21 protein-coding genes and 1 pseudogene are annotated in these 21,641 nt (G+C 72.1%); 11 read left to right on the forward strand and 11 right to left on the reverse strand.

The window, feature by feature from the left end; translation table 11 throughout:
* Positions 1 to 144 precede the first annotated feature (144 nt).
* The 5 genes from rpsA to MKK70_RS03990 all read left to right on the forward strand — a co-directional run bounded on the left by rpsA (position 145) and on the right by MKK70_RS03990 (position 4,759).
* Positions 145 to 1,869, forward strand: a complete 1,725-nt coding sequence (rpsA, locus tag MKK70_RS03970) for a 30S ribosomal protein S1 (RefSeq protein ID WP_147727602.1) — start codon at positions 145 to 147, stop codon at positions 1,867 to 1,869.
* Positions 1,870 to 2,267: 398 nt separating this feature from the next.
* Positions 2,268 to 3,251, forward strand: a complete 984-nt coding sequence (sppA, locus tag MKK70_RS03975) for a signal peptide peptidase SppA (RefSeq protein WP_243945916.1) — start codon at positions 2,268 to 2,270, stop codon at positions 3,249 to 3,251.
* A 53-nt stretch (positions 3,252 to 3,304) separates the two neighbouring features.
* Positions 3,305 to 3,616 carry an integration host factor subunit beta gene (ihfB, locus tag MKK70_RS03980; protein ID WP_147727600.1) on the forward strand — a complete coding sequence of 104 codons (312 nt, stop codon included), beginning with the start codon at positions 3,305 to 3,307 and terminating at the stop codon, positions 3,614 to 3,616.
* Between the two features lie 103 nt (positions 3,617 to 3,719).
* A complete protein-coding gene (locus MKK70_RS03985) occupies positions 3,720 to 4,076 on the forward strand; it encodes a lipopolysaccharide assembly protein LapA domain-containing protein (RefSeq protein ID WP_147842388.1) in 357 nt (118 codons plus the stop codon).
* A gap of 41 nt (positions 4,077 to 4,117) precedes the next feature.
* Positions 4,118 to 4,759 carry a phosphoribosylanthranilate isomerase gene (locus MKK70_RS03990; protein WP_243945918.1) on the forward strand — a complete coding sequence of 214 codons (642 nt, stop codon included), beginning with the start codon at positions 4,118 to 4,120 and terminating at the stop codon, positions 4,757 to 4,759.
* Positions 4,760 to 4,766: 7 nt separating this feature from the next.
* Here the strand turns inward: MKK70_RS03990 and MKK70_RS03995 are convergent, their stop codons facing one another.
* Positions 4,767 to 5,477 carry a GNAT family N-acetyltransferase gene (locus MKK70_RS03995; protein WP_243945920.1) on the reverse strand — a complete coding sequence of 237 codons (711 nt, stop codon included), beginning with the start codon at positions 5,475 to 5,477 and terminating at the stop codon, positions 4,767 to 4,769.
* Complete coding sequence (locus MKK70_RS04000) at positions 5,474 to 6,130, reverse strand: FMN-binding negative transcriptional regulator (protein WP_243945922.1); 657 nt, start codon at positions 6,128 to 6,130, stop codon at positions 5,474 to 5,476. Before MKK70_RS04000 ends, MKK70_RS03995 begins: the two co-directional genes overlap by 4 nt.
* Before the next feature lie 90 nt (positions 6,131 to 6,220).
* On the opposite strand from MKK70_RS04000, the gene MKK70_RS04005 reads away from it, so the two are divergent.
* From MKK70_RS04005 to MKK70_RS04015, 3 genes are all read left to right on the forward strand, one after another.
* Positions 6,221 to 7,756: a PLP-dependent aminotransferase family protein gene (locus tag MKK70_RS04005; protein ID WP_243945923.1), complete on the forward strand. Its 1,536-nt coding sequence runs from the start codon at positions 6,221 to 6,223 to the stop codon at positions 7,754 to 7,756.
* A gap of 145 nt (positions 7,757 to 7,901) precedes the next feature.
* Positions 7,902 to 8,222: a BrnT family toxin gene (locus MKK70_RS04010; RefSeq protein WP_243945924.1), complete on the forward strand. Its 321-nt coding sequence runs from the start codon at positions 7,902 to 7,904 to the stop codon at positions 8,220 to 8,222.
* Entirely contained in the window at positions 8,164 to 8,616 is a 453-nt protein-coding gene (locus MKK70_RS04015) for a BrnA antitoxin family protein (RefSeq protein ID WP_243945925.1), read from the forward strand. Before MKK70_RS04010 ends, MKK70_RS04015 begins: the two co-directional genes overlap by 59 nt.
* 26 nt (positions 8,617 to 8,642) lie before the next feature.
* On the opposite strand, the gene MKK70_RS04020 is transcribed toward MKK70_RS04015, so the two are convergent.
* From MKK70_RS04020 to MKK70_RS04060, 9 genes are all read right to left on the reverse strand, one after another.
* Complete coding sequence (locus MKK70_RS04020; protein WP_243945961.1) at positions 8,643 to 9,659, reverse strand: ABC transporter ATP-binding protein; 1,017 nt, start codon at positions 9,657 to 9,659, stop codon at positions 8,643 to 8,645.
* Positions 9,660 to 9,679: 20 nt separating this feature from the next.
* The gene (locus MKK70_RS04025; RefSeq protein WP_147727493.1) at positions 9,680 to 10,750 is read right to left on the reverse strand and encodes an ABC transporter ATP-binding protein; all 1,071 of its coding nucleotides are present in this window, start codon (positions 10,748 to 10,750) and stop codon (positions 9,680 to 9,682) included.
* 115 nt (positions 10,751 to 10,865) lie between these two features.
* On the reverse strand, positions 10,866 to 11,795 hold the full coding sequence (locus MKK70_RS04030) for an ABC transporter permease (RefSeq protein WP_243945926.1): 930 nt from the start codon (positions 11,793 to 11,795) through the stop codon (positions 10,866 to 10,868).
* Between the two features lie 21 nt (positions 11,796 to 11,816).
* Complete coding sequence (locus MKK70_RS04035) at positions 11,817 to 12,770, reverse strand: ABC transporter permease (RefSeq protein WP_243945927.1); 954 nt, start codon at positions 12,768 to 12,770, stop codon at positions 11,817 to 11,819.
* Between the two features lie 80 nt (positions 12,771 to 12,850).
* On the reverse strand, positions 12,851 to 14,482 hold the full coding sequence (locus tag MKK70_RS04040; RefSeq protein ID WP_147842972.1) for an ABC transporter substrate-binding protein: 1,632 nt from the start codon (positions 14,480 to 14,482) through the stop codon (positions 12,851 to 12,853).
* Between the two features lie 143 nt (positions 14,483 to 14,625).
* Positions 14,626 to 15,006, reverse strand: coding sequence for an oxalurate catabolism protein HpxZ (gene hpxZ / locus MKK70_RS04045; RefSeq protein WP_147727497.1), 381 nt, complete (start codon positions 15,004 to 15,006; stop codon positions 14,626 to 14,628).
* Positions 15,006 to 16,415, reverse strand: coding sequence for an AtzE family amidohydrolase (locus tag MKK70_RS04050; protein WP_243945928.1), 1,410 nt, complete (start codon positions 16,413 to 16,415; stop codon positions 15,006 to 15,008). The genes hpxZ and MKK70_RS04050 overlap by 1 nt, the downstream gene beginning before the upstream one ends.
* A 4-nt stretch (positions 16,416 to 16,419) precedes the next feature.
* On the reverse strand, positions 16,420 to 16,617 hold the full coding sequence (locus MKK70_RS04055) for a DUF4089 domain-containing protein (RefSeq protein WP_147729047.1): 198 nt from the start codon (positions 16,615 to 16,617) through the stop codon (positions 16,420 to 16,422).
* 170 nt (positions 16,618 to 16,787) lie between these two features.
* Positions 16,788 to 17,258 carry an ureidoglycolate lyase gene (locus MKK70_RS04060; protein ID WP_409568240.1) on the reverse strand — a complete coding sequence of 157 codons (471 nt, stop codon included), beginning with the start codon at positions 17,256 to 17,258 and terminating at the stop codon, positions 16,788 to 16,790.
* Between the two features lie 197 nt (positions 17,259 to 17,455).
* Between MKK70_RS04060 and puuE the strand changes: the two are divergent.
* From puuE to MKK70_RS04075, 3 genes and pseudogenes are all read left to right on the forward strand, one after another.
* Positions 17,456 to 18,361 (forward strand): annotated as a pseudogene (puuE, locus tag MKK70_RS04065) (allantoinase PuuE); the annotation flags it as partial.
* Positions 18,362 to 18,417: 56 nt separating this feature from the next.
* Entirely contained in the window at positions 18,418 to 20,052 is a 1,635-nt protein-coding gene (gene hutH, locus MKK70_RS04070; protein ID WP_243945932.1) for a histidine ammonia-lyase, read from the forward strand.
* 70 nt (positions 20,053 to 20,122) lie between these two features.
* Positions 20,123 to 21,640 carry a DUF1800 domain-containing protein gene (locus tag MKK70_RS04075; RefSeq protein WP_243945934.1) on the forward strand — a complete coding sequence of 506 codons (1,518 nt, stop codon included), beginning with the start codon at positions 20,123 to 20,125 and terminating at the stop codon, positions 21,638 to 21,640.
* Position 21,641 lies beyond the last annotated feature (1 nt).

Here is a 21,641-nt window from a genome sequence, read left to right on the forward strand (position 1 = left end):
GACACCGTACGAACGCGTCGGCAAGCCGATCCCATTTTCGGATCGGTCGCTCCCCCATCCGGAGCGGCAGCGGCAACGGGGGCGTTCGCAACACGAGCCGCCGACGTGAGGGCATCCCTCGAGGGAGCCCGTTCAGGAGACAGAATGACTGCTGGTACCGCTCTGCAGCGCGACGCCTACCGCGACGACTTCGCGGCGCTGCTCGAGGAATCGTTCCTCCAACACGAGATCACCGAAGGCTCCGTCGTCAAGGGTCGCGTCGTCGCGATCGAGAAGGACGTCGCGGTCATCGACATCGGCGCCAAGACCGAGGGTCGCGTCGCCCTCAAGGAATTCAACGGCCCCGGCCGCGAGGGCGAGCTCGCCGTCGGCGACGAGGTCGAGGTCTACGTCGACCGCATCGAGAACGCGCTCGGCGAGGCCGTCATCTCGCGCGACAAGGCGCGCCGCGAGGAGTCGTGGGTCAAGCTCGAGAAGGCCTTCGAGGCCAACGAGCGCGTCTCCGGCACGATCTTCAACCAGGTCAAGGGCGGCTACACCGTCGACCTCGACGGCGCCGTGGCGTTCCTGCCGCGCTCCCAGGTCGACATCCGCCCGGTGCGCGACGTGACCCCGCTGCTCGGCACCCCGCAGCCGTTCCAGATCCTCAAGATGGATCGCCGCCGCGGCAACATCGTCGTCTCGCGCCGCACCGTCCTCGAGGAGAGCCGCGCCGAGCAGCGCTCCGAGCTGGTGGCCAACCTCGAGGAGGGTCAGGTCATCGACGGCGTCGTCAAGAACATCACCGAGTACGGTGCGTTCGTGGATCTGGGCGGCATCGACGGCCTGCTCCACGTCACCGACATGGCGTGGCGCCGCGTGAACCATCCGTCCGAGGTCGTGACCATCGGCCAGACGGTCAAGGTCAAGATCATCAAGATCAACCACGAGACCCACCGCATCTCGCTCGGCATCAAGCAGCTGCTCGCCGATCCGTGGGAGGGCATCGCCCAGCGCTATCCGGTCGACGCCAAGCTCAAGGGCCGCGTCACCAACATCACCGACTACGGCGCCTTCGTGGAGCTCGAGCCGGGGATCGAGGGTCTGATCCACGTCTCCGAGATGAGCTGGACCAAGAAGAACGTCCACCCCGGGAAGATCGTCTCCACCTCGCAGGAAGTGGAAGTGCAGATCCTCGAGGTCGATCCGGTCAAGCGCCGCATCTCGCTCGGCCTCAAGCAGACCCTGCAGAACCCGTGGGAGGCCTTCAACGAGAAGCATCCCGTCGGGTCCGAGGTCGAGGGCGAGGTCAAGAACAAGACCGAGTTCGGCCTGTTCATCGGCCTGGAAGGCGACGTCGACGGCATGGTCCACCTGTCGGACCTCGACTGGAACCGTCCCGGCGAGCAGGTGATCGAGGAGTTCAAGAAGGGCGACATGGTCAAGGCGCAGGTTCTCGACGTCGACGTCGAGAAGGAGCGCATCTCGCTCGGCATCAAGCAGATCGGCGGCGACCCCTTCGCGGAGGCCGGCGACGTCAAGAAGGGCCAGATCGTCACCTGCGAGGTCGTCGAGGTGAAGGATTCGGGCATCGAGGTGAAGATCGTCGACACCGACATGTCGACCTTCATCCGCCGCGCAGAGCTCGCCCGCGACCGTGGCGACCAGCGCCCCGAGCGCTTCGCCGCCGGCGAGAAGTTCGACGCCCGCGTCATCCAGTTCGACCGTAAGGCGCGCCGCGTCCAGCTGTCGATCAAGGCGCTGGAAGTCGCCGAGGAGAAGGAGGCGATGGCCCAGTTCGGCTCCGCCGATTCGGGTGCCTCGCTCGGCGACATCCTCGGTGCGGCCTTCAAGAAGGCCCGCACCAGCGACGACGTCGAGGAGAAGTAGTCCGGTCCATGCCGGCCGCCCGGTCCATCCGGGCGGCCGTCAGGTCCCGGTCGATCGAAGGCCCGCGCCGGACATCCGTCCGGCGCGGGCCTTTCGTTTGGCGGGGCAAGACGATCCGGCGCCCCATGACAGGCGCGGCGCAACCGCAAGGCGATGCGGTTTTGGCCCCCTGCGCCCCTTGCCGGTCCGTGTCCGGCAGGGCTAGAACACCGCTCGCGGGCAACCGCCCGGCGCCCACGAGCTCAAGCCTGCCAAGGACTTGGTCTGTACCGCTGCCTAAGGTGCGGACCGCGTCGCGGCGCGTGAGCCTCGTGCGCCCTGCCCCGGGCATCGGTCTGCGGGTGGGCTGAGAACCGGCCGGCCCGCGCGGCCGGGACCGTGAGGGAGCAGACCATCGCATGGCAGCCGACGCCGAACTCCTGATCGACCGGCGGCGGCTGCGCCGCAAGCTGTCCCTGTGGCGCGTCGTCGGCATCGGCGGCCTCGTCGTCGCCGTCGGCGCGGTCGGCCTGCGGGTCCGCGCCGGAACGGAGGACGGGCTGTTCGGTGCGGTGAAGCCGCAGATCGCCCGCATCTCGATCTCGGGCTTCATCTCCGGCAGCGAGGCCACCGCCAAGCTGATGAAGCGGGTCGGCGAATCCGCCGCCGTCGAGGGCGTGGTGGTCTCGATCAACTCGCCCGGCGGCACCACCACCGGCTCCGAGGAGCTGTTCCGCAACCTGCGGGCGCTGGCCGAGAAGAAGCCGATCGTCGCCTTCGTCGACGGCACCGCGGCCTCGGGCGCCTACATCACCGCGATCGCCGCCGACCACATCGTCGCGCGCGAGACCTCGCTCGTCGGCTCGATCGGCGTGCTGTTCCAGTATCCGGACGTGTCGGGGCTGCTCGACAAGGTCGGCGTGAAGGTCGAATCGGTGAAGTCCTCGCCGCTCAAGGCCGAGCCGTCGGGCTTCACCCCGACCTCGCCGGAGGCGCGTGCCGCCCTCGCGGCGGTGGTCGGCGACACCTACGCCTGGTTCAAGGACCTCGTGGCCGAGCGGCGCGGGATGGACGGCGCCCAGGTCGCCACGGTCTCCGACGGCCGGGTGTTCAGCGGCCGCCAGAGCGTGCCGCTGAAGCTCGTGGACGAGCTCGGCAGCGAGCGGCAGGCGATCGCCTGGCTCGAGAGCGCGCGCAAAGTGCCCAAGAACCTGCCGGTGACCGACTGGAAGCCGGCTTCCGGCCAGGGCTTCGGCCTGTTCTCGACGCTCGGCCTCGGTGCCGACCTCCTCGGGCTCGACGGCCTGTCCGCCCGGTTGGCCGAGGCCGGGGCCGAGGCGGGGGCCGTCACCCGGGGCGGCATGCTCGTGCTGTGGCGCCCGAGCCCGTCCGCCGCGCCCTGATCGGTGCGATCCATCAGGATTCGCGCCCCGGAACTTCGAGAAGACCAGACGCCATGATCAAGTCGGAGCTCGTCCTCAAGATCGCCGAGCAGAACCCGCACCTCTACCAGCGGGACGTCGAGACGCTGGTCAACGCGATCCTCGACACGATCGCCGACGCGCTGGCACGGGGCGACCGGGTCGAGTTGCGCGGCTTCGGCGCGTTCTCGGTGAAGCGCCGGGATGCGCGCCGCGGGCGCAACCCGCGCACGGGTGCGGCCGTTGCCGTGTCGGAAAAGGCCATCCCCGTGTTCAAGACCGGCAAGGAGATGCGCCTGCGCCTCAACGCGGCCGGGATCGGCGAGAGCCAGTCCGCGGCCGAGTAGGGCGCCGCGGGATGCCGGGCGGCCGCGTCGCCGCCGGTGCGGCGGATCGCGGATGGCCCCTCGGGCCATCCGCAGCACGGTTAAGAACGGTTCGGAGAGATCGATGGTCCGCTTCCTCAAGAGTCTGGTGCTGCTGCCCATCGCGGTCCTGGTGATCCTGCTCGCGGTCGCCAACCGCGATCCCGTCCGCCTCTCGCTCGATCCGTTCTCGCCCGATCCGGTGTTCAGCGTGACGCTGCCCCTCTACGCGATCCTGTTCGGCGCCGTGGCGCTCGGCATCGTCGTCGGCGGCATCTTCGCCTGGCTCGGGCAGGGCAAGGCGCGCCGCCAGGTCCGCCACCGCGGCCGCGAGATCCGCCGGCTCGAAGGCGAGACCGAGCGGCTGAAGGCCTACGCCCCGCCGGAGCCCGGCACCGCCCTGACGCTGCCTGGGCGGACCGCGTTGCCGGCCCCGCGCTGACGCGCGATTCCGGTTCTCGGGCCATGTCGATTTCTCGGGCGATGTCGATTTGCGTCAAGATCTGCGGCCTGAGCACGCCCGAGACGCTGGCCGCCGCGCTGGAATCCGGGGCCGACTGGATCGGCCTCGTGCGGTTCGAAAAGAGCCCGCGCCATGTCGGCCTCGACACGGCCCGCGCCCTGTCCGAGCAGGCCCGCGGCAGGGCCGAGCGCGTCGTGCTGCTGGTCGATCCGGACGATGCCGCGCTCGCCGCCGCGATGGAGGCGATCGATCCCGACCTGATCCAGCTGCACGGCTCCGAGACCCCGGAGCGCGTCGGCGAAATCCGCCGCCTCGCCGGCCGCCCGGTGATGAAGGCCATCGGCGTCGCGACCCGCGCCGACCTCGATCGGATCGCGGCCTACGCCGTCGCCGACCGCCTGCTCCTCGACGCCAAGCCGCCGCCCGGAGCCGCGCTGCCCGGCGGCAACGGCCGCGCCTTCGATTGGGATCTGCTCGCCGGGGCGGACCTTCCCGCCGGCTGGATGCTGTCGGGCGGCCTCGACGCGGTCAGCGTCGCCGCGGCGCTCGCCCGCACCGGCGCCACCGCGGTCGACGTCTCCTCGGGCGTCGAGGCGGGCCCGGGCGTGAAGGATCCCGACCGCATCGCCGCCTTCGTCAGGGCGGCCCGCGCGGGGGGCTGAGCCGGGATCAGCCCGCTCGCAGATCGGCGAGGGATCGCCGCTGCCGCCCGTCTTCGAAAAAGTTGCCGGGGGCGAGCCAGGCCCCGAACGCCGCCCTCACCCGGGGCCACTCGGCGTCGGTGACCGAGAACCAGGCGGTGTCGCGCGAGCGGCCCTTCACCACGACGGCGTTGCGGAAGACGCCCTCGAAGGTGAAGCCGTAGCGCAGGGCCGCCGCGCGCGAGGGCGCGTTGAGGGCGTCGCACTTCCACTCGTAGCGGCGGTATCCGAGCTCGTCGAAGGCGCGGGCCATCATCAGGGCCATGGCCTCGGTCGCGGTGGGCCGCCGCGCCAGCAGGGCCGAGAAGTGCAGGTGCCCGACCTCGATGACGCCGTTGGCCGGATCGATGCGCAGGTACGACGCGATCCCGACCGCCCGGCCGGTGCCGGCATCGACGACCGCGTGGAACAGCGGGTCGGCGCCGGCCGCCATCGCCGCCAGCTCGGCCCGGTAGGCGCTCTCCGTCTCTGGCAGGGTGTTGCCGAGATAGGTCCAGCCCCGCCGGTCCGGCGCCGCGGAGAAGGCCGAGAACAGGTCGGCGCCATGGCGCTCCGCATCGAGCGGCTCGACCCGGCAGGTGCGTCCCTGCATCGCCTCCCGCGGCGGCAGCGGGCGCGGGCGCCAGTCGGGCAGGGCCGGCCCGATCGGCTGGCCGAAGCTGTTCTCGCGCGCGCTCATCGTCCGCTCCGTTCCTGCACCAGGTCGGCCATGTGTGCTGACATGTCCGCCGCCATATCCTCCCGGCCGCCCGCCGCGCGAAAACCCGCGACCACGCCGGCGCGGTCGGCCTCCGGCCGGTTCTGGCTGAGCTTCCACTTGCCGGCGATGCGCGCGACCGGGATCTCGATCCCGACGATGCCCTTCACCTGCGCGTCGGTGAAGGGTTTGGGCGCGTCGTCCACCGACCAGGGCTCGGGCCGCGACGCCTCGCGCTGGTCGGTGAGTTCGGTGATCTGGCGGCGGAGCCAGTCGGGGTCGTCGACCACAAGCGGCCGACCCCAGGCGTGGACGGTGGCGTAGTTCCAGGTCGGCACCACCTTCCCGGTCTCGCGCTTGGTCGCGTACCAGGACGGGGTGACGTAGCCCTGGGGACCCTGGAACACCACGAGGCATTCCGCGACCTGCGCCAGCTCGCGCCATTGCGGGTTGGCCCGCGCCAGGTGCGCGCGCAGCGTCCCCCGTTCGGACGCCGCGCCGTCGATCAGGAACGGGATCGGGTTCGCCATCAGGCCCCCCGGACCGGCGGTGACCAGGAGCCCGAGGGGATGGGCGCGGATCAGGGCATGCTGCGCCCCGAGGTCGTCCTCTCGGAAATGCGGTGGCTGGTACATCGCGGCGCTCCGGACCGGTGGAGGCCCGTGCTTGACCGATCTCCGGTCCAGGCAAAAGATCCGGTTTCACGCAAGCGACTGGACCACTTCGTGCGCAAGGACCCGGAGAGGGAAACGGCGGGGACGAGCCCTCCCGGGGACGCGAGCGCCCTCCCCCTCGTGCTCGATCTCGCGCCCGGCGGGGCGCTGCCGCTGCAGGCGCGCATCGGCGACGCGCTTCGCCGGGCGATCCTGGAACGCCGGATCGCCCGCGGCGCCCGCCTCCCCGGCTCGCGGGCGCTGGCCGAGGATCTCGGATGCGCCCGCGGCACCGTGCTGGCCGCGCTGGAGCAGCTGGTCGCCGAAGGCTACCTGACGGCGCGCGGGGGCTCCGGCACCCGCGTGGCCGCCATCCTCCCCGACGACACCCTCGCCGTCGCGAGCCCGCCCGAGGCCGCCGGGTCCTTCCCGGCACCGCCCGTGCTGTCGCGGCGCGGGACGGCCCTGATGGCGTCGTCGGCGCGGGCGTGGTTCTCCGCGCCGGTCGCGCCGGATGCCTTCGCCCTCGGGCGGCCGGCCGCCGACGCGTTCCCGTTCGCGACCTTCGGGCGCCTGCTCCAGACCGAGTGGCGCGACGGCGCCCCGCCGCCCCAACCCCTCGGCGACCCGCGCCTGCGCGCCGCCACCGCGGCCTACCTCGCCGCCACCCGCGGCGTCGCCTGCACGGCCGACGAGGTGATCGTGACGGCGGGCATCCGCCAGAGCCTGCGGCTACTCGCCCAGCTGCTGCTCGATCCGGGCGAGACGGCTCTGGTCGAGGATCCGGGGTTTCCTGGCATCGCGTCGGCGCTGGCGGAGGCCGGCCTGCGCCCCGCCCCCGTCCCGGTCGGGCCGGGCGGCCTCGCGATCGACCGGGCCGGCGCCGCCATGGGCGCGCGCCTCGCCGTGGTGACCCCGGCGCATCACTATCCGCTGGGCCACGCCATGAGCCTCGAGAACCGGCTGGCGCTGCTCGCCTGGGCCGAGGCCACAAGCGCCTGGATCGTCGAGGACGATTACGGCGGCACGTACCGCTATGCCGGCCGGCCGCTGCCGCCGCTGCGCGCCCTCGACCGGACCGGACGGGTGATCTACGCCGGCAGCTTCTCCAAGGTGCTGCTGCCGGCGCTGCAGCTGAGCTACCTCGTGCTGCCGCAAGGGCTCGCCGGCCCGGTCCAGCGGGCGCTCGCGGAGACCGGGCCGGCGCCCTCCGGCCTCGGCCAGGGCGCGCTCGCCCGCTTCATCGACGAGGGCCATCTCGGACGCCACCTGCGCCGCACGCGGAAGCTCCATGCCGGGCGGCAGGCCGCCCTGCTCGACGCCGCCCGCGACCACGCCGCGGGCCTGCTCGCGGTCGCGCCGCTGGAGGGCGGGATGCACCTGGTCGCTCGCCCCGGTCCGGACTGGCCGCCCCGGCTCGGCGACGCCGCGGCCGTCGCCGCCCTGGCGCAGGCCGGCATCGCGGCCGTGGCGCTCTCGGCCTACCATGCCGACCCGATGACGGCCGAGCCGGGCCTGCTGCTCGGCTACGCCGCCGTGCCCGAGCGCGCCATCGCGCCGGCGGTGACGCGCCTGGCGACGACCCTGTGGGCCGCCGGCGGGGGATGAGGCGACGTGGCCCGCGCCTTGCCATCCGCACCGCGCGCCTGTGCTATCATCCCGAATCCGGCTTTAGAGGGTTCGACAACCGACCGATGCGGCACCAACGAGCCGACCGGATTGTCCCTCATGGTTTTCGGAGTTACATAAACCCGTGACGGCGGTCTGGGACGAGGCGAAGCGGCAGGCGAACCTGCTCAAGCATGGGCTCGACTTCGCCGAGTTCGAGACCGCTTTCGATGGCGAGGATGCCGTCTACCTGCCCGCGCAGCCGAGCCGCACCGGCCGCATCCGCTACAAGATCATCGGTCGATGGCGGGACCGGTTGGTCGTCGTCGTGATCGTCTCGCCATTGGGGGCGGAAGCCATCGCCCTGGTGAGTTTGCGCTACGCCAATCCGAAGGAAAGGGCCGTCCATGATCGTCTCGGATCGCAAGACAGACGCGCCCGCATTTTCCCAGGCGGATTGGGATGAGGTCTCCGACAACCCCGACCTGACGGACGTGGAACTCGCCGCGTTGAGACCGGCTCGCGAGCTGCCTCCGGATATCTACGCCGCGCTTCCGAGAAACCGCGGCGGACGCCCGCGGGCCGCGTCGCCCAAGGTGCAACTCACGCTTCGGATCGATCGCCGTGTGCTCGATGCCTACAAGGCGACCGGTCCCGGTTGGCAGACCCGCATGCATGACGTGCTGGCCCGCATCGTGGATGATCCAGGCGCAGGTCCGCATGCGGAAGCCGATACGGCGCGTGAGGCGGGGATTTATCGGCGGACGGGATCGGACCGAGGGGGCGCCGTCGCAGCCGGTCAGCCGTTTCCGCCTTCGCAGGACGCCGAGTCTGGTCCCTCCGGCCGGAAGAAGGCCTGATCGGGCCGATCGTCCGCGTTTCCCCCTCAGGCCGCCGCCTCGGCCCGCCCCGGCTGCGGCCCGGCGCGGTAGGCGGCCGACGCCTCCTCCGTGCGCCAGCAGGCGGCGAGGTGCCCGTCGCCGACGCTGAGCGAGGGCGGCGTCTCGCGGCACTTGTCGATCGCGAGGAAGCAGCGCGGGGCGAACGGGCATCCGGCCGGGCGGTTGGCGAGGTCCGGCGGGCTCCCCGGGATCGTCTGGAGCCGCGCGCCTTTGGCCAGCGCCCCCTCCGCGCGGCTGCGCAGCAGGCCGATCGTGTAGGGGTGGTGCGGATCGAGCACGACCTGGTGCGCGGTGCCGGTCTCGACGATGCGGCCGGCATACATCACCGAGATCCGGTCGGCGACCTCGACGGCGGCGCCGAGGTCGTGCGTCACCAGGATGATCGACAGGCCGAGATCGCGCTGCAGCTCGCGCAGCAGCAGCAGGATCTGGATCTGCACCGTGGCGTCGAGCGCCGTGGTCGGCTCGTCGGCGAGCAGCACCTGCGGCCGGCAGGCGAGCGCCAGCGCGATCATCGCGCGCTGGCGCATCCCGCCGGACATCTCGTGCGGGTAGGCGTCGAGGCGCCGCTCCGGACTCGGGATGCGGACGCGCTCGAACAGCGCGAGCGCCCGCTGCCGGGCTCCCGCCGCATCGATCTTTTCGTGGCGGCGGATCGCTTCCGTGATCTGGCGGCCGACGGTGTAGACCGGGTCGAAGGCGAGCAGCGGCTCCTGGAAGATCATCGAGGCGACGTGCCCGCGGAAATCCGCCAGCTCGCGCTTCGACAGCGCGAGCACGTCGCGGCCCGCCACCGAGATCCCGCCCCGCGTGCGGCTGCGCCCTTCCGGGAAGAGGCGCAGGATCGCGCGCAGCGTCACGCTCTTGCCCGAGCCCGACTCGCCGATCAGCGCCATGGCCTGGCCGCGCTCGAGCCGCAGGTCGACCCCGTCGACCACCTCGACCTTGCCGAAGCCGACCTTGAGGTCGGTGAGCTCGACCGCGGGGGCCGACGCGTTCATGTCCGCGCTCATCTTCGCGCTCATGCCGCCACCTGCTCGGCAGCGGGAGCAAGGGAATGGCCCGAGCCCGGCTGGCGCGCGAGGCAGGCGGCCTGATGCAGCGGCGCGATCGGGGCGAGCGGCGGCGTCACGCCGGAGCAGACCGGCTCGGCGAGCCGGCAGCGCGGATGGAAGCGGCAGCCGTCCGGCGGGTCGATCGGGTTCGGCGGATCGCCGGTGAGCAGGGCGGCCTCGGTGCGGTTGTCGGGATCGAGCGACGGCATCGAGGCGAGCAGCGCCTGGGTGTAGGGGTGGGCGGGCTCGGCCAGCACCGTGTCCGAGGGGCCGAGCTCGGCGACGCGGCCGAGATACATCACCATCACCCGGTCGCAGATGAAGCGCACCACGTTGAGGTCGTGGCTGATGAACAGGTAGGTCAGCCCGAACTCCGCCTTGAGGTCGAGGAGCAGGTTGAGCACCTGCGCCTCCACCGACTTGTCGAGGGCCGAGACCGCCTCGTCGAGGAGGATCAGCCGCGGCTCCAGCGCGAGGGCGCGGGCGATGTTGACCCGCTGGCGCTGGCCGCCGGACAGCTCGTGCGGGTAGCGGCCGGCGAAGCGCTTCGGCTCCAGGCCGACGCGGGCCAGCAATCCGCGGGCACGCTCGATCGCCTCGCGGCTGCCGACCCCGTTGACCGTCGGCCCGAAGGCGATCGAGGCCTCCACCGTCATCCGCGGGTTGAGCGAGGCGTAGCTGTCCTGGAACACCATCTGCACCTGGCGGCGATAGGTCCGCCACGGCATCGCGCGGCTGCCCACCGCCTCGCCGTCGAACAGCATCTCGCCCTGGTCGCGCTCGATCAGGCCCATCAGGAGCTTGGCCGTCGTCGACTTGCCGCAGCCGGATTCGCCGACGATCCCGAGGGTCTCGCCCTTGAGCGCCGAGAAGTCGACGCCGTCGACGGCGCGCACGACCGACTTCTTGCCGCCGACGCCCTTGCGCACCGGGAAGTGCTTGACGAGGCCGGAGACCGACAGGAGCGGCTGGGCCGGGCCGCCGCGGTCGCGTAGCGAAGCGGTCGCGAGGTCGGCGGGCTGGACGATGACGCTCATGAGTGTTGCCCTGGGCGCTGATGCCGCGACGGCGATCCGCCGCGTGGGCGGCGACGCGCGGGCGCGCTCGCCGACGTCGGGCGGATGAGAGGGGGGCGGTGCCGAGCCGTGGGGATCACTGGCGGATCTCCATGGCGCTGCGCAGGCCGTCCGAGAACAGGTTGAACGAGATCGAGACGATGAAGATCGCCAGCCCCGGCAGCGCCGCCACCGTCGGGTTGACGTAGATCGCGGTGCGCAGCGTGTTGAGCATCAGGCCCCATTCGGGCTCCGGCGGGCGCACGCCGAGGCCGAGGAAGGACAGGCCCGAGGCCAGGATCATCGAGACCGAGATCAGGCCGGTGGAGTAGACGAAGATCGGCCCGACCACGTTGCCCAGCACCTGCACCCGCATGATCGTCAGCGCCGAGGCGCCCGAGAGGCGGGCCGCGTCGATGTAGTCGCGCGCGCGGATGCCGGTGGTGACGCTCTCGGAGATCCGCGCGATCTGGGGCACGAACACGCAGGTGAGCGAGACGATGGCGTTGAAGATGCCGGCGCCGAGCGCGCCCGAGAGCGCGATGGCGAGCAGCACCGAGGGGAAGGCGAAGAACACGTCGATGGTGCGCATCAGGATCGTGTTGGTCCAGCCGCCGACGTAGCCGGCGACGATGCCGATCGACGACCCGATCACGAAGGCGATCAGCACCGGCGTCACGCCCATGAACAGCGACAGCCGGGCGCCGACCATCAGGCGGCTCAGCATGTCGCGGCCGAGCTCGTCCGAGCCGAGCCAGTAGGTCGCGTCGCCGACCGGCTTCAGGCGGCGCAGCATCGAGCCGCGATACGGGTCCATCGGCGTGATCCACGGCGACAGGATCGCGACGACGACGATGGCGAGGATCACCAATCCGGCGGCGATCGCCACGGGGTCGCGCACGAGGCGGCGGCCGACATGGCCCCAGTAGCCGCGCGAGGCGACGAAGGCGTCGGGCTCGACCTCGGACGCCGCGGGGGCGATGCCGCCGTCGAGGGCCATGGTGGCGGCGGTGACGGGTGCGGTCATGACGTCATGCTTTCCTCGGGCTCAGGCCCGCTCGATGCGCGGATCGAGTGCGGTCTGCATCACGTCCACGAGGAGGTTGAGGGCGACGAAGAACATTGCCAGCACCAGGATCGAGCCCTGGAGCAGGGGCAGGTCGCGCTGGAAGATCGCGGCGTTCAGGAGGAAGCCGGTGCCGGGCCAGGCGAACACCGTCTCGATCAGGATCGAGCCGCCGAGCAGGTAGCCGAGCTGCAGGCCCATGATCGCGAGCGCCGTCGGCGCGGCGTTGCGGACCACGTGCTTGAACACGCCGACCTCGTCGAGGCCCTTGGCGCGCAAGGCCTCGACGAAGTCCTGGGCGAGGATGTCGGCCACCAGCGCCCGCACGGTGCGGGCGATAATGCCCATCGGGATCACCGACATCGTGACGGCGGGCAGGATGATGAAGCGCAGATGCTCGAGATCGGGCCGCCAGTTGCCGGAGCCGTCGGGCCCGGCGCCGGTCGGCGGCAGCCAGCCGAGGTTGGCCGAGAACACGATCACCATCACCATGCCGAGCCAGTAATGCGGCACCGAGACGCCGAAGACCGAGATCGCGGAGGCGACCCGGTCGAGGATCGAGTTGCGGTAATAGCCGGCGACGAACCCGAACAGGGTGCCGAAGGTGAAGCCGATCAGCGTCGCGACCGAGGCGAGGATCAGGCTGTTGACCACCGCGCGGGAGACCTCGCCGAGCACCGGCCGGCCGGTGGCGATCGAGACGCCGAGGTCGCCGTGCAGCACGTGCCAGAGCCAGATCGCGTACTGCACCGGCAGCGGCTTGTCGAAGCCGTAGGCGGCGCGCATCTCGTCGATGGTCGCCTGCGTCGCGTCCGCCGGCAGGATCGCGCTCAGGGGATCGCCCGGCGCGAGGTGGACCAGCAGGAAGCAGACCAGGCTGACCCCGAACGCCACGGGCGTCACGGCGACGAGGCGCTTGAGGATGTAGAGCAGCATCGGATCCGGGTGTCCTTGTTCCGATGACCGGGGGGCGGGCGTGGGCCGGCCCCTCCCCCGCGACGGGGGGAGGGATCGCGTCAGCGCCCCGCGGTCGCGATGGTGATGTTCGAGAAGTCCTGGAACCAGTTCTGCGCCTGGACGAAGCCCTTCACCTTCGGGCTCATCGCCCGCGGGTTCACGTCGTGCGTGATCATGATGAACAGCGCGTCGTCGACGAACTTCTCATGGACCTTCTCCAGCACCGCCGTCTGCTCGGCCTTGTCGAAGGTGTTGCGGACCTGGTCGAACAGCTTGTCCATCGCCGGGTCGGAATAGTAGCCCCAGTTGGTGCCGTTCGGCGGCGCGAAGTTGCTCTGGAGATGCCGGATGAAGCCGGTGAACGGGTCCTGGATGAAGTACGAGTAGTTGATGCCCGTCACGCCGCGCGAGATGTCGGCCTTGGCGCCGGCGCGCCAGATGTTGATCAGCGTGTTCCACTCGACCACCTCGTAGTCGACCTGGATGCCGACCTCGGCGAGGTTCTGCTGCACGAACTCGTTCATCGGCAGCGGCTGCATCTGTCCGGAGCCGGAGGCCGAGATCGCGATCTTGGTCTTCAGGGGCTTGTTCGGCCCGTAGCCGGCTTCCGCGAGCAGCTTCTTGGCCGCGGCCGGATCGTAGGTCACCTTGAAGGTCGGGTGGCCGAACCACTGGTGGCCGGGCGGGAAGAAGCCGGTGGCCGGCACCGCGAGCCCGCCGAGCAGCTCCTTCAGGCCCTCGCGGTCGATGGCGAGGTTGGCGGCCTTGCGCACGCGCACGTCGTTCCAGGGCGAGCCCTCGACCCGCGACAGGTGCCAGGTCCAGTTGTGGGGATAGGTGTTGGTGACGATGGTGAAGCCGGCGCCCTTCAGCGAGGCGACGGCGTCGGGCGCGGGCGCCTCGATCCAGTCAACTTGGCCGGAGCGGAGCGCCGCGACGCGGGCGTTGGCCTCGGGCAGCGGCACCAGCACGAGCTTGTCGAGCTTGGGCACGCGGGCCTTGTCCCAGTACGCCTTGAAGGGGACCATCTCGGCGCGCTCGCGCGGCGCGAACAGGGTCAGCTTCCACGGGCCGGTGCCGGACGGGGTCTTGGCGAAGGCGTCCCAGCTCCGCCCGAGCTTCTCCCACTGGGCGGGCGAGGACATCATCACCCAGGCGATCTGGTAGGGCAGCGTCGCGTCCGGCGCCTTGGTGACGATCTCCACGGTCAGCGGGTCGACCACGCGATAGCTCGCCACCGCCGGGATGCGGGTGCGGCCTTGAGCCGACTGGCGCGGATCGTATTGCGGGCTGTCGTTCTTCAGCAGCTTGTCGAGGTTCCACACCACGGCGTCGGCGGTGAAGTCGGAACCGTCGTGGAACGTCACGCCGGGGCGCAGCTTGAACGTCCACTTGGTCTTGTCGGCGGCGTCCACCGCCCAGCTCTCGGCCAGCCCCGGCACGAGGTCGGAGGGCTTGGTCGCCGAGGACAGGTCCCAGTTGATGAGCCCGTCGTAGACCGTGTAGCCCATGAAGCGCATGCCCTCGCCGCCGTTGTCGGCCTGGCCGGTGGTCAGCGGGATGTCGGAGGCGGTCATGCCGATCCGGAGCGTGCCCTGCGCCATCGCGGCGGAGGGCGCCTGGGCCGACAGCGCGAGGGCGCCGGCGAACGCCGCACGGGCGGTGAAGGTCTTCATCGAGCGAAACGGCATGTCGGGCGGGTCTGCTCCGTGAGGCGGGCCCCCGCGACGGGGCGCCCGAGAGGACGCCCCGCTCCATGCAAGCGCGCGGCCAGACCGGCGCTGTGGTGTCATTCTTTATTCAATCGCACCGGAGGCGCGGATCGGCGGGGGGCCTACCCGTCGATCAGGCTCACATGCGCGGCGACCACGCGCCAGCCTTCGGGAAACCGCACCCAGGTCTGGCTCTGGCGCCCGATCCGACCCGGCGCGCTCTCGCGGAAGAACAGGGTCATCGCGGTGGCGAAATCCCGCCCGTAGGTGGTGATCACCGTCTCGGACAGGGTCCGCTCCAGGCCGACGGGCGAGCGCGCCCGGCGGAAGGCGCGGATCGCGTCCATGCCGTAGAGGTTCTCGCCCCCGCCGTAGCGGATGGTGCGGGGATCGTCGCGGAACAAGGCCTCGAGCACCGGCACGTCGTTCTCCGTCAGCGCGGTCTCGTAGGCGCGGAACGCCGCCTCGACCTCGGCCTTCACCGCGAAATCGTCGACCACCATCACGTCAGCTCCGCGATCGGGGCGCGGACGATGCCGAGCCGTTCCAGCACCCGCGCCACGCGCAGCGCCACGTCCTCGCGCCAGGGCGCGGCGATGACCTGCACGCCGAGGGGCAGCCCGCCGTCGAGCCAGACCGGCACCGCCGCCACCGGAAGGCCGATGAACGAGATCGGCTGGGTGAACACGCCGATATTGGCCCGCACCGGCAGGGAGACGCCGTCGAGGGTGAAGTGCGTCTGGCCGCGCGGCGGCGCCCGGCAGGGGGTGGACGGCGCCAGGATCACGTCGACGTCCGCGAACAGGTCGGCCACCGCGCCGCGGTACCAGCGCCGGAAGCGCTGCGCCCGCTCGACGAAGGGCGCCGGCAGCATCGCGCCGGCGATGAGGCGGTCGCGCACCGCCGGATCGAAGTCCTCCGGCCGGGTCCGGAGACGGTCGAGGTGGAGCGCGGCGCCCTCGGCCGCGGTGATCAGGTAGGCCGCCGCCCGGGCGCGGGCGGCTTCCGGGATCTCGACGACCCGCGTCGCGGCGAGCGCCCGCGCCGCCACCTGGACCGCGGCGAACGCCTCCGGGTCGCCGCCGCGGGCGAAGTAGCCGCCGGCCACGGCGATGCGGAGGTCGCCGAGGCCGGAATCCAGCCCCGGCAGGACGGGCTCCGCGGCCCGCGCGGTCGCCGCAGCGTCGTCCGGGTCGGGACCCTGCATCGCGTCGTAGGCGAGGGCCAGGTCGGTCACGCTGCGCGCCATCGGCCCGAGATGGTCGAGGCTGTTCACGAAGGGGAAGCTGCCGGCCCGGGTCAGGCGGCCGTAGGTGGGCTTGAGCCCGAAGCAGCCGCAGAAGGCCGAGGGCACCCGGATCGAGCCGTTGGTGTCGGAGCCGAGCGTCAGCGGCACCAGGCCGGCGGCGATCGCCGCGCCCGAGCCGCCCGACGAGCCACCGGTCATGTGGCCGGCCCCGTGCGGGTTGCGGCTGTCGCCGTCGTGCACGTTCTCGCCGGTGAAGTCGTAGGCGTACTCGCCCATGTTGAGCGCGCCGACGAGGACCGCGCCGGCCGCCTCCAGCCGGCGCACCAGGGCGCCGTCGCGCGCGGCCGGCGCCCGCTCGCGGTTGATCGTCGATCCCGCCCGCGTCGGCAGGCCGGCGCAGTCGATCAGGTTCTTCACCGCGAAGGGCACGCCGGCGAGCGGCCCCGACGCCGCGCCGGCGGCCCGCCGCGCATCCACGGCGTCGGCGGCGACCAGGGCGCGCGCGGCCGTCACGTCGGTGAAGGCGTTGACCGCCGGGTCGACCCGGCCGATCCGCGCCAGCGTCGCCTCGATCACGCTGCGGGCCCGGACGCGCCCCTCCGCGACGCCGGCGGCGATCGAAGCGGCGTCGGCGCGGCTCCAGTCGGTGCTCTGCTCCACCATCGCCTCAGGCCTCGAAGACCGGGGCCGCCTCGGCCTCGTCGGGCAGCGGGAAGCCGCCGACGAGGTCCGCCGCGGCGGCCAGGACCCGGAGGTTGGCGATCACCGGCGCGACCCAGGCGGGATCGAGGCGCAGCCCGAGCAGCGGGGCCGCGGCGGCGGCGAAGGCGTCGAGATCCGGCGGCGGTGCATCGCGGGTCGTCATCGGGCATCCTCATCGAACGATCGGACCTCGAGCGGGCAAGGGCCGCGCCAAGCCGCCCCGCTGGGCCGGACGCCTGAATTGCTCGTCGAATAGGCATAATCCGGTCAATCGCGTCTGCCTACGAGATAGGCAATCGGCGGCTGCCACGTCCATCGTGGACGCAGGGCCGGTCAGCCGGCGCTGAGCGTCACCGGCGCGATCGCGGCGAAGACGCAATCCTCCGGCGTGCCGTCCTCGTGCACGAGCATCGCGAAGGTGCCGGGCGCCAAGACCGTCATCAGGTGCGCGTGCCAGGCGCCGGCGCGGTAGTTGATGCCGGCCTGCCCCGGTACCCGGAAGGCGCGGATCGCGGCCTCGTCGGGCCGCCCGTCGCGGTCGGGCGCCACCACGACGAGGTAGGAATCCACCGCGAGCGGCAGGAAGGCCTGGCTCGACTGCGGATGCCGCTCCAGGCGGGTCAGCGGCATCAGGCCGGCGAACGGCTCGCTGCGGATCAGGGCGAGGTTGGCGGAGACGCCCGCGCGCCGGTTCTCGATCGGGCTCGCATGGTCCTGCCGCGGCCCCGCCGCGGGCGCGGCGAGCAGGTCGGCGAAGGGCCGCAAGGCAACCTCGTCCATCGGTTCGATCGGGATCGTGCGCATCGTCCGTCCTGGCTTCGTGCCCGGCTTCGCGGCACGGGGCCGAGCTTCCGCGGCTCGCCTCGGCGGTCAAGCGGGATTCGGGCCGGCTTGCGTATGGCCGAGGGCGGGTTTGCGGGGCCGAGGGCTGCGGCGGGGTTGACGGCGGAGGCGGCTGCGTCGTTGCGTCCCCGAGCCTTCAGACCGCCCGAGCAGACCCGTTGACCGATCCCCGCCCCTATCCCCGCGACCTCGTCGGCTACGGCCGCAACCCGCCGGCCGCCGACTGGCCGGACGGCGCCCGCATCGCGGTGCAGATCGTGCTGAACTACGAGGAGGGCGCCGAGAACTGCATCCTGCACGGCGACCCCGCATCCGAGGCGTTCCTGTCCGAGATCGTCGGCGCGCAGCCCTGGCCGGGGCAGCGCCACATGAACATGGAATCGCTCTACGAGTACGGCGCGCGCGCCGGGTTCTGGCGGCTGTGGCGGCTGTTCACCGCCCGCGGGATTCCCGTCACCGTGTTCGGCGTGGCGCACGCGCTGATGCGCAACCCGGAGGCCGTCGCGGCGATGCGCGAGGCCGCGTGGGAGATCGCCAGCCACGGCCTCAAGTGGATCGACATGCGCGACGCCTCCCGGGTGGAGGAGGCCGCCGCGATGGACGAGGCGATCCGCATCCATGCGGCGGTGACGGGCTCGGCGCCCGAGGGCTGGTACACCGGTCGCTCCTCGATCCACACGCTGGAGCTCGGCCTGGAGCGCGGCTTCACCTACCTGTCGGATTCCTACGCCGACGACCTGCCCTACTGGCTGACGGGCGCGGGGCGCACCGGCCTCGTGGTGCCCTACACCCTCGACGCCAACGACATGCGCTTCGCGAGCCCCCAGGGCTTCAATTCCGGCGACCAGTTCTTCGCCTACCTGCGCGACAGCTTCGACGTGCTCTACGCCGAGGGCGCGACGGCGCCCAAGATGATGTCGGTCGGCCTGCATTGCCGCCTCGTCGGCCGCCCGGGACGGATGGCGGCGCTGGCCCGCTTCCTCGACCACGTCGCCGCGCACGACCGGGTCTGGCTCGCCCGCCGCGTCGACATCGCCCGGCACTGGATCGCCCGCCACCCGGCGCCGTGACGGCCTGATTCGTGCTCCGCTCCGGGAAAGCCCCTTTCGAGAGACAGCCCATGACGATGACCACCATCGACGGCCGCACCCTCACCGCCGCGGACGTGCTCGCCGTCGCCCGGCCGGACGCGGCGGGCCTCCGCGCCGAGGCGGTGCTCGACGAGGGCGCGCGCAGGAGCCTCGTCGGCGCGCGGGACTACATCGACGCGCATTTCATGACCGACGACGCGCCGCTGATGTACTCGTTCAACACCGGCGTCGGCCTGTTCAAGGACCAGCGCGTGCGCATGGACGAGATGGAGGCCTACCAGCGGCTGACCGTCTACGCCCACGCCACCGGGATGGGCGAGCCGTTCGACGCGGAGGCGGTGCGCGCCACCATGCTGCTGCGCGCCAACGCCTTCGCGTCGAACTTCTCCGGGCCGCGCGTCGCGGTCGTCGACCGCCTGCTCGCCTGCCTGAACGCCGGGATCGTGCCGGTGATCCCGTCGAAGGGCTCGGTCGGGGCGTCGGGCGACCTCGCGCCGCTAGCGCACCTGGCCGGCGCGATCTGCGGGTTCGAGGAGGCCGAGGCGTTCTACGAGGGACGCCGCCTGCCGGCCCGCGCGGCGCTGAAGGCGGCGGGCCTGCCCGAGGCGTTTCCGCTGGAGGCCAAGGACGCCTCGGCGCTGATCAACGGCTCCACCGTGTCGCTCGCCGTCGGCGTGCTGGCGCTGGAGGACATGAAGCGGGTCCTCAAGGCCGCCGAGATCGCCCTCGCCCTGACGCTCGAGGCCCTGCGTGCGGAGAAGGCCGCCTTCGATCCCCGCGTCCACGCCGCCCGCCCGCACAAGGGCCAGGCGGCCTCGGCCCGCAACGTCCTGCGGATGATCGGCGATTCCGAGCGCTGCACGGAGGGCGCCCGCGTCACGGTGTTCCCCGACGAGGCCCGCGCCCCCGGCCAGGCCCCGCCGCCGCGGGTGCAGGACGTGTACTCGCTGCGCTGCGCGCCGCAGGTGCACGGGCCGGTGCGCGAGGCGCTGGCCTACGTCGACGGCATCATGGGCACCGAGATCAACGCGGCCACCGACAACCCGCTGATCTTCGCCGACGGGGCCGACCACTACACCTGCATCTCGGCCGGGCACTTCCACGGCGCCTACGTCGCGCAGGCGATGGACCTGCTCGCCATCACCGCCACCGACCTCGGCTCGATCTCGGAGCGGCGGCTCGCGCGCCTCATCGACCCGACCATGAGCTACGGCCTGCCGCGCAACCTGCTCGCCGGCAAGAAGGGCCTCAACACCGGCTTCGCCACCGTGCAGTGCACGATGTCGGCCCTGGTGATGGAGAACCGGACCCTGTCGATGCCCGGCTCGGTCGACTCGATCCCCGGCAAGTCGAACGCCGAGGACCACGTCTCGAACTCGACCTGGTGCGCGCGCAAGGCCCGCACCGTCGTCGCCAACGTCGAGACCATCGTCGCCGGCGAGATCCTGATGGCGTGCCAGGCGCTCTCGCTGGTCGCCGACGTCGCTCAGGACCATCCCCTCGGCTCCGGCACGCAGGCCGCCCTCGACGCGGTGCGCAAGGTCATCGCCCCGGCGCTGTCGGGCGACCGCTGGTACCAGGCCGAGATGGAGGCCGCGCTCGCGCTGGTGCGCTCGGGGGCGGTGGTCGCGGCGGTGGAGGCCGCGATCGGCCCGCTGGAATAGGCGCGGCGCCCCTTACCGCACCGGCGCCACAATCCGGTGGCTGGATCGTGCGGGCACGAGGGGGGATCCGATGATGCGGCCCGCGCTCCGCTTGTCCTGCCTGACGCTCGCGACGGGCCTCGCCTTCGCGGGCGCCGCGGCCCGGGCCGCGACCACGCCCGAGGCCGACGCCGCCTTCCTTGACGCCGTGACCTGGGGCGTCTCGCCGACCAGCCACGCGGAGCTCCGCGCCAAGGGCCGCGAGCGCTGGCTCCGGGAGCAGCTCCATCCGCCGGCAGGCCCAGCCCTGCCGGAGGCCGCCCAGGCGCAGGTCGACGCGCTGACGCCGAAGGGCACGCTGCTCGAGCGGATCTCCGCCCTCGACGCGCAGGCGCGGGCGGCCAACGCCGAGCCCGACCCGGATGCGAAGAAGGCCGCGCAGCAGGCCTACCAGGGGGCGCTCTCGGCCGCCGCCCGGGACGCCGCCGCGGCCACGATCCTGCGGGCGCTCGACAGCCCGGACCAGGTGCGCGAGCGGCTGACCTGGTTCTGGCTCAACCGCTTCAACGTCCACCAGGGCAAGGCGAACCTGCGCGCGATGGTCGGCGACTACGTCGACGCGGCGATCCGCCCGCACGCGCTCGGCCGCTTCCGCGACCTGCTGGAGGCGACGCTGCGGCACCCGGCGATGCTGCGCTATCTCGACAATGCCGACAACGCCGCCGGCCACCTCAACGAGAACTACGCCCGCGAGCTGATGGAGCTGCACACCCTCGGGGTCGGCTCCGGCTACACGCAGGGCGACGTCGAGGCGCTGGCCCGCATCCTCACCGGCGTCGGCATCGACGCCCGCCCCGAGGACCCGAAGCTGAAGCCGGAGCGCCAGGCCGACCTCGTCCGCGCCGGCCTGTTCGAATTCAACCCGAACCGCCACGATTACGGCGACAAGGTCTTCCTCGGCCACGCGATCCGCGGCCGCGGCTGGCCCGAGATCGTCGAGGCGCTCGACCTGATCGCCCGCGAGCCCGCCACCGCGCGAACCGTGTCGGCCGCGCTCGCGCGCTACTTCCTGGGCGCCCCGCCCTCGGACGCCCTGGTGGCGCGGCTGGCGCAGGTCTTCACCCAAAGCGACGGCGACATCGCGGCCGTGCTCGACGCGCTGTTCCACGCGCCCGACTTCGCGGCCTCCCTCGGGGGCGGGTTCAAGGACCCGGCCCGCTACGTGCTCTCGGCCGTGCGCCTCGCCTACGACGGGCGGACGATCCGCAACGCCGCGCCGATCCAGGGCTGGCTCAACCGCCTCAGCGAGGGCCTGTTCAACCGCTCGACGCCGGACGGCTACCCGCTCGGCGCCGCCGCCTGGAACGGGCCGGGACAGATGACGACGCGCTTCGAGATCGCCCGGCAGATCGGGTCGGGCTCCGCCGGCCTGTTCAAGCCCGCCCCCGACATGGCCGACGAGCCGGCCTTCCCGCTGCTGCAGAACGGGCTCTACTTCTCGACGCTCTCGGCGACCCTGAGCGCCCCGACCCGGGACGCCCTGGCCCGCGCCGTCTCCCCGCAGGACTGGAACACCCTGTTCCTGTCCGCCCCCGAATTCATGCGCTGAA

It is taken from the genome of Methylobacterium sp. E-041 (assembly GCF_022829665.1).
In the GTDB taxonomy this organism is placed as follows: Bacteria; Pseudomonadota; Alphaproteobacteria; order Rhizobiales; family Beijerinckiaceae; genus Methylobacterium.

Excerpts from the sequence above, each read along its gene's own strand:
- rpsA (WP_147727602.1), top strand. The coding sequence starts at position 145 with ATGACTGCTGGTACCGCTCTGCAGCGCGACGCCTACCGCGACGACTTC.
- sppA (WP_243945916.1), top strand. The coding sequence starts at position 2,268 with ATGGCAGCCGACGCCGAACTCCTGATCGACCGGCGGCGGCTGCGCCGC.
- ihfB (WP_147727600.1), top strand. The coding sequence starts at position 3,305 with ATGATCAAGTCGGAGCTCGTCCTCAAGATCGCCGAGCAGAACCCGCAC.
- MKK70_RS03985 (WP_147842388.1), top strand. The coding sequence starts at position 3,720 with ATGGTCCGCTTCCTCAAGAGTCTGGTGCTGCTGCCCATCGCGGTCCTG.
- MKK70_RS03990 (WP_243945918.1), top strand. The coding sequence starts at position 4,118 with ATGTCGATTTGCGTCAAGATCTGCGGCCTGAGCACGCCCGAGACGCTG.
- MKK70_RS03995 (WP_243945920.1), bottom strand. The coding sequence starts at position 5,477 with ATGAGCGCGCGCGAGAACAGCTTCGGCCAGCCGATCGGGCCGGCCCTG.
- MKK70_RS04000 (WP_243945922.1), bottom strand. The coding sequence starts at position 6,130 with ATGTACCAGCCACCGCATTTCCGAGAGGACGACCTCGGGGCGCAGCAT.
- MKK70_RS04015 (WP_243945925.1), top strand. The coding sequence starts at position 8,164 with ATGATCGTCTCGGATCGCAAGACAGACGCGCCCGCATTTTCCCAGGCG.
- MKK70_RS04020 (WP_243945961.1), bottom strand. The coding sequence starts at position 9,659 with ATGAACGCGTCGGCCCCCGCGGTCGAGCTCACCGACCTCAAGGTCGGC.
- MKK70_RS04025 (WP_147727493.1), bottom strand. The coding sequence starts at position 10,750 with ATGAGCGTCATCGTCCAGCCCGCCGACCTCGCGACCGCTTCGCTACGC.
- MKK70_RS04030 (WP_243945926.1), bottom strand. The coding sequence starts at position 11,795 with ATGACCGCACCCGTCACCGCCGCCACCATGGCCCTCGACGGCGGCATC.
- MKK70_RS04035 (WP_243945927.1), bottom strand. The coding sequence starts at position 12,770 with ATGCTGCTCTACATCCTCAAGCGCCTCGTCGCCGTGACGCCCGTGGCG.
- MKK70_RS04040 (WP_147842972.1), bottom strand. The coding sequence starts at position 14,482 with ATGCCGTTTCGCTCGATGAAGACCTTCACCGCCCGTGCGGCGTTCGCC.
- hpxZ (WP_147727497.1), bottom strand. The coding sequence starts at position 15,006 with ATGGTGGTCGACGATTTCGCGGTGAAGGCCGAGGTCGAGGCGGCGTTC.
- MKK70_RS04050 (WP_243945928.1), bottom strand. The coding sequence starts at position 16,415 with ATGGTGGAGCAGAGCACCGACTGGAGCCGCGCCGACGCCGCTTCGATC.
- MKK70_RS04055 (WP_147729047.1), bottom strand. The coding sequence starts at position 16,617 with ATGACGACCCGCGATGCACCGCCGCCGGATCTCGACGCCTTCGCCGCC.
- MKK70_RS04060 (WP_409568240.1), bottom strand. The coding sequence starts at position 17,258 with ATGCGCACGATCCCGATCGAACCGATGGACGAGGTTGCCTTGCGGCCC.
- hutH (WP_243945932.1), top strand. The coding sequence starts at position 18,418 with ATGACGATGACCACCATCGACGGCCGCACCCTCACCGCCGCGGACGTG.
- MKK70_RS04075 (WP_243945934.1), top strand. The coding sequence starts at position 20,123 with ATGATGCGGCCCGCGCTCCGCTTGTCCTGCCTGACGCTCGCGACGGGC.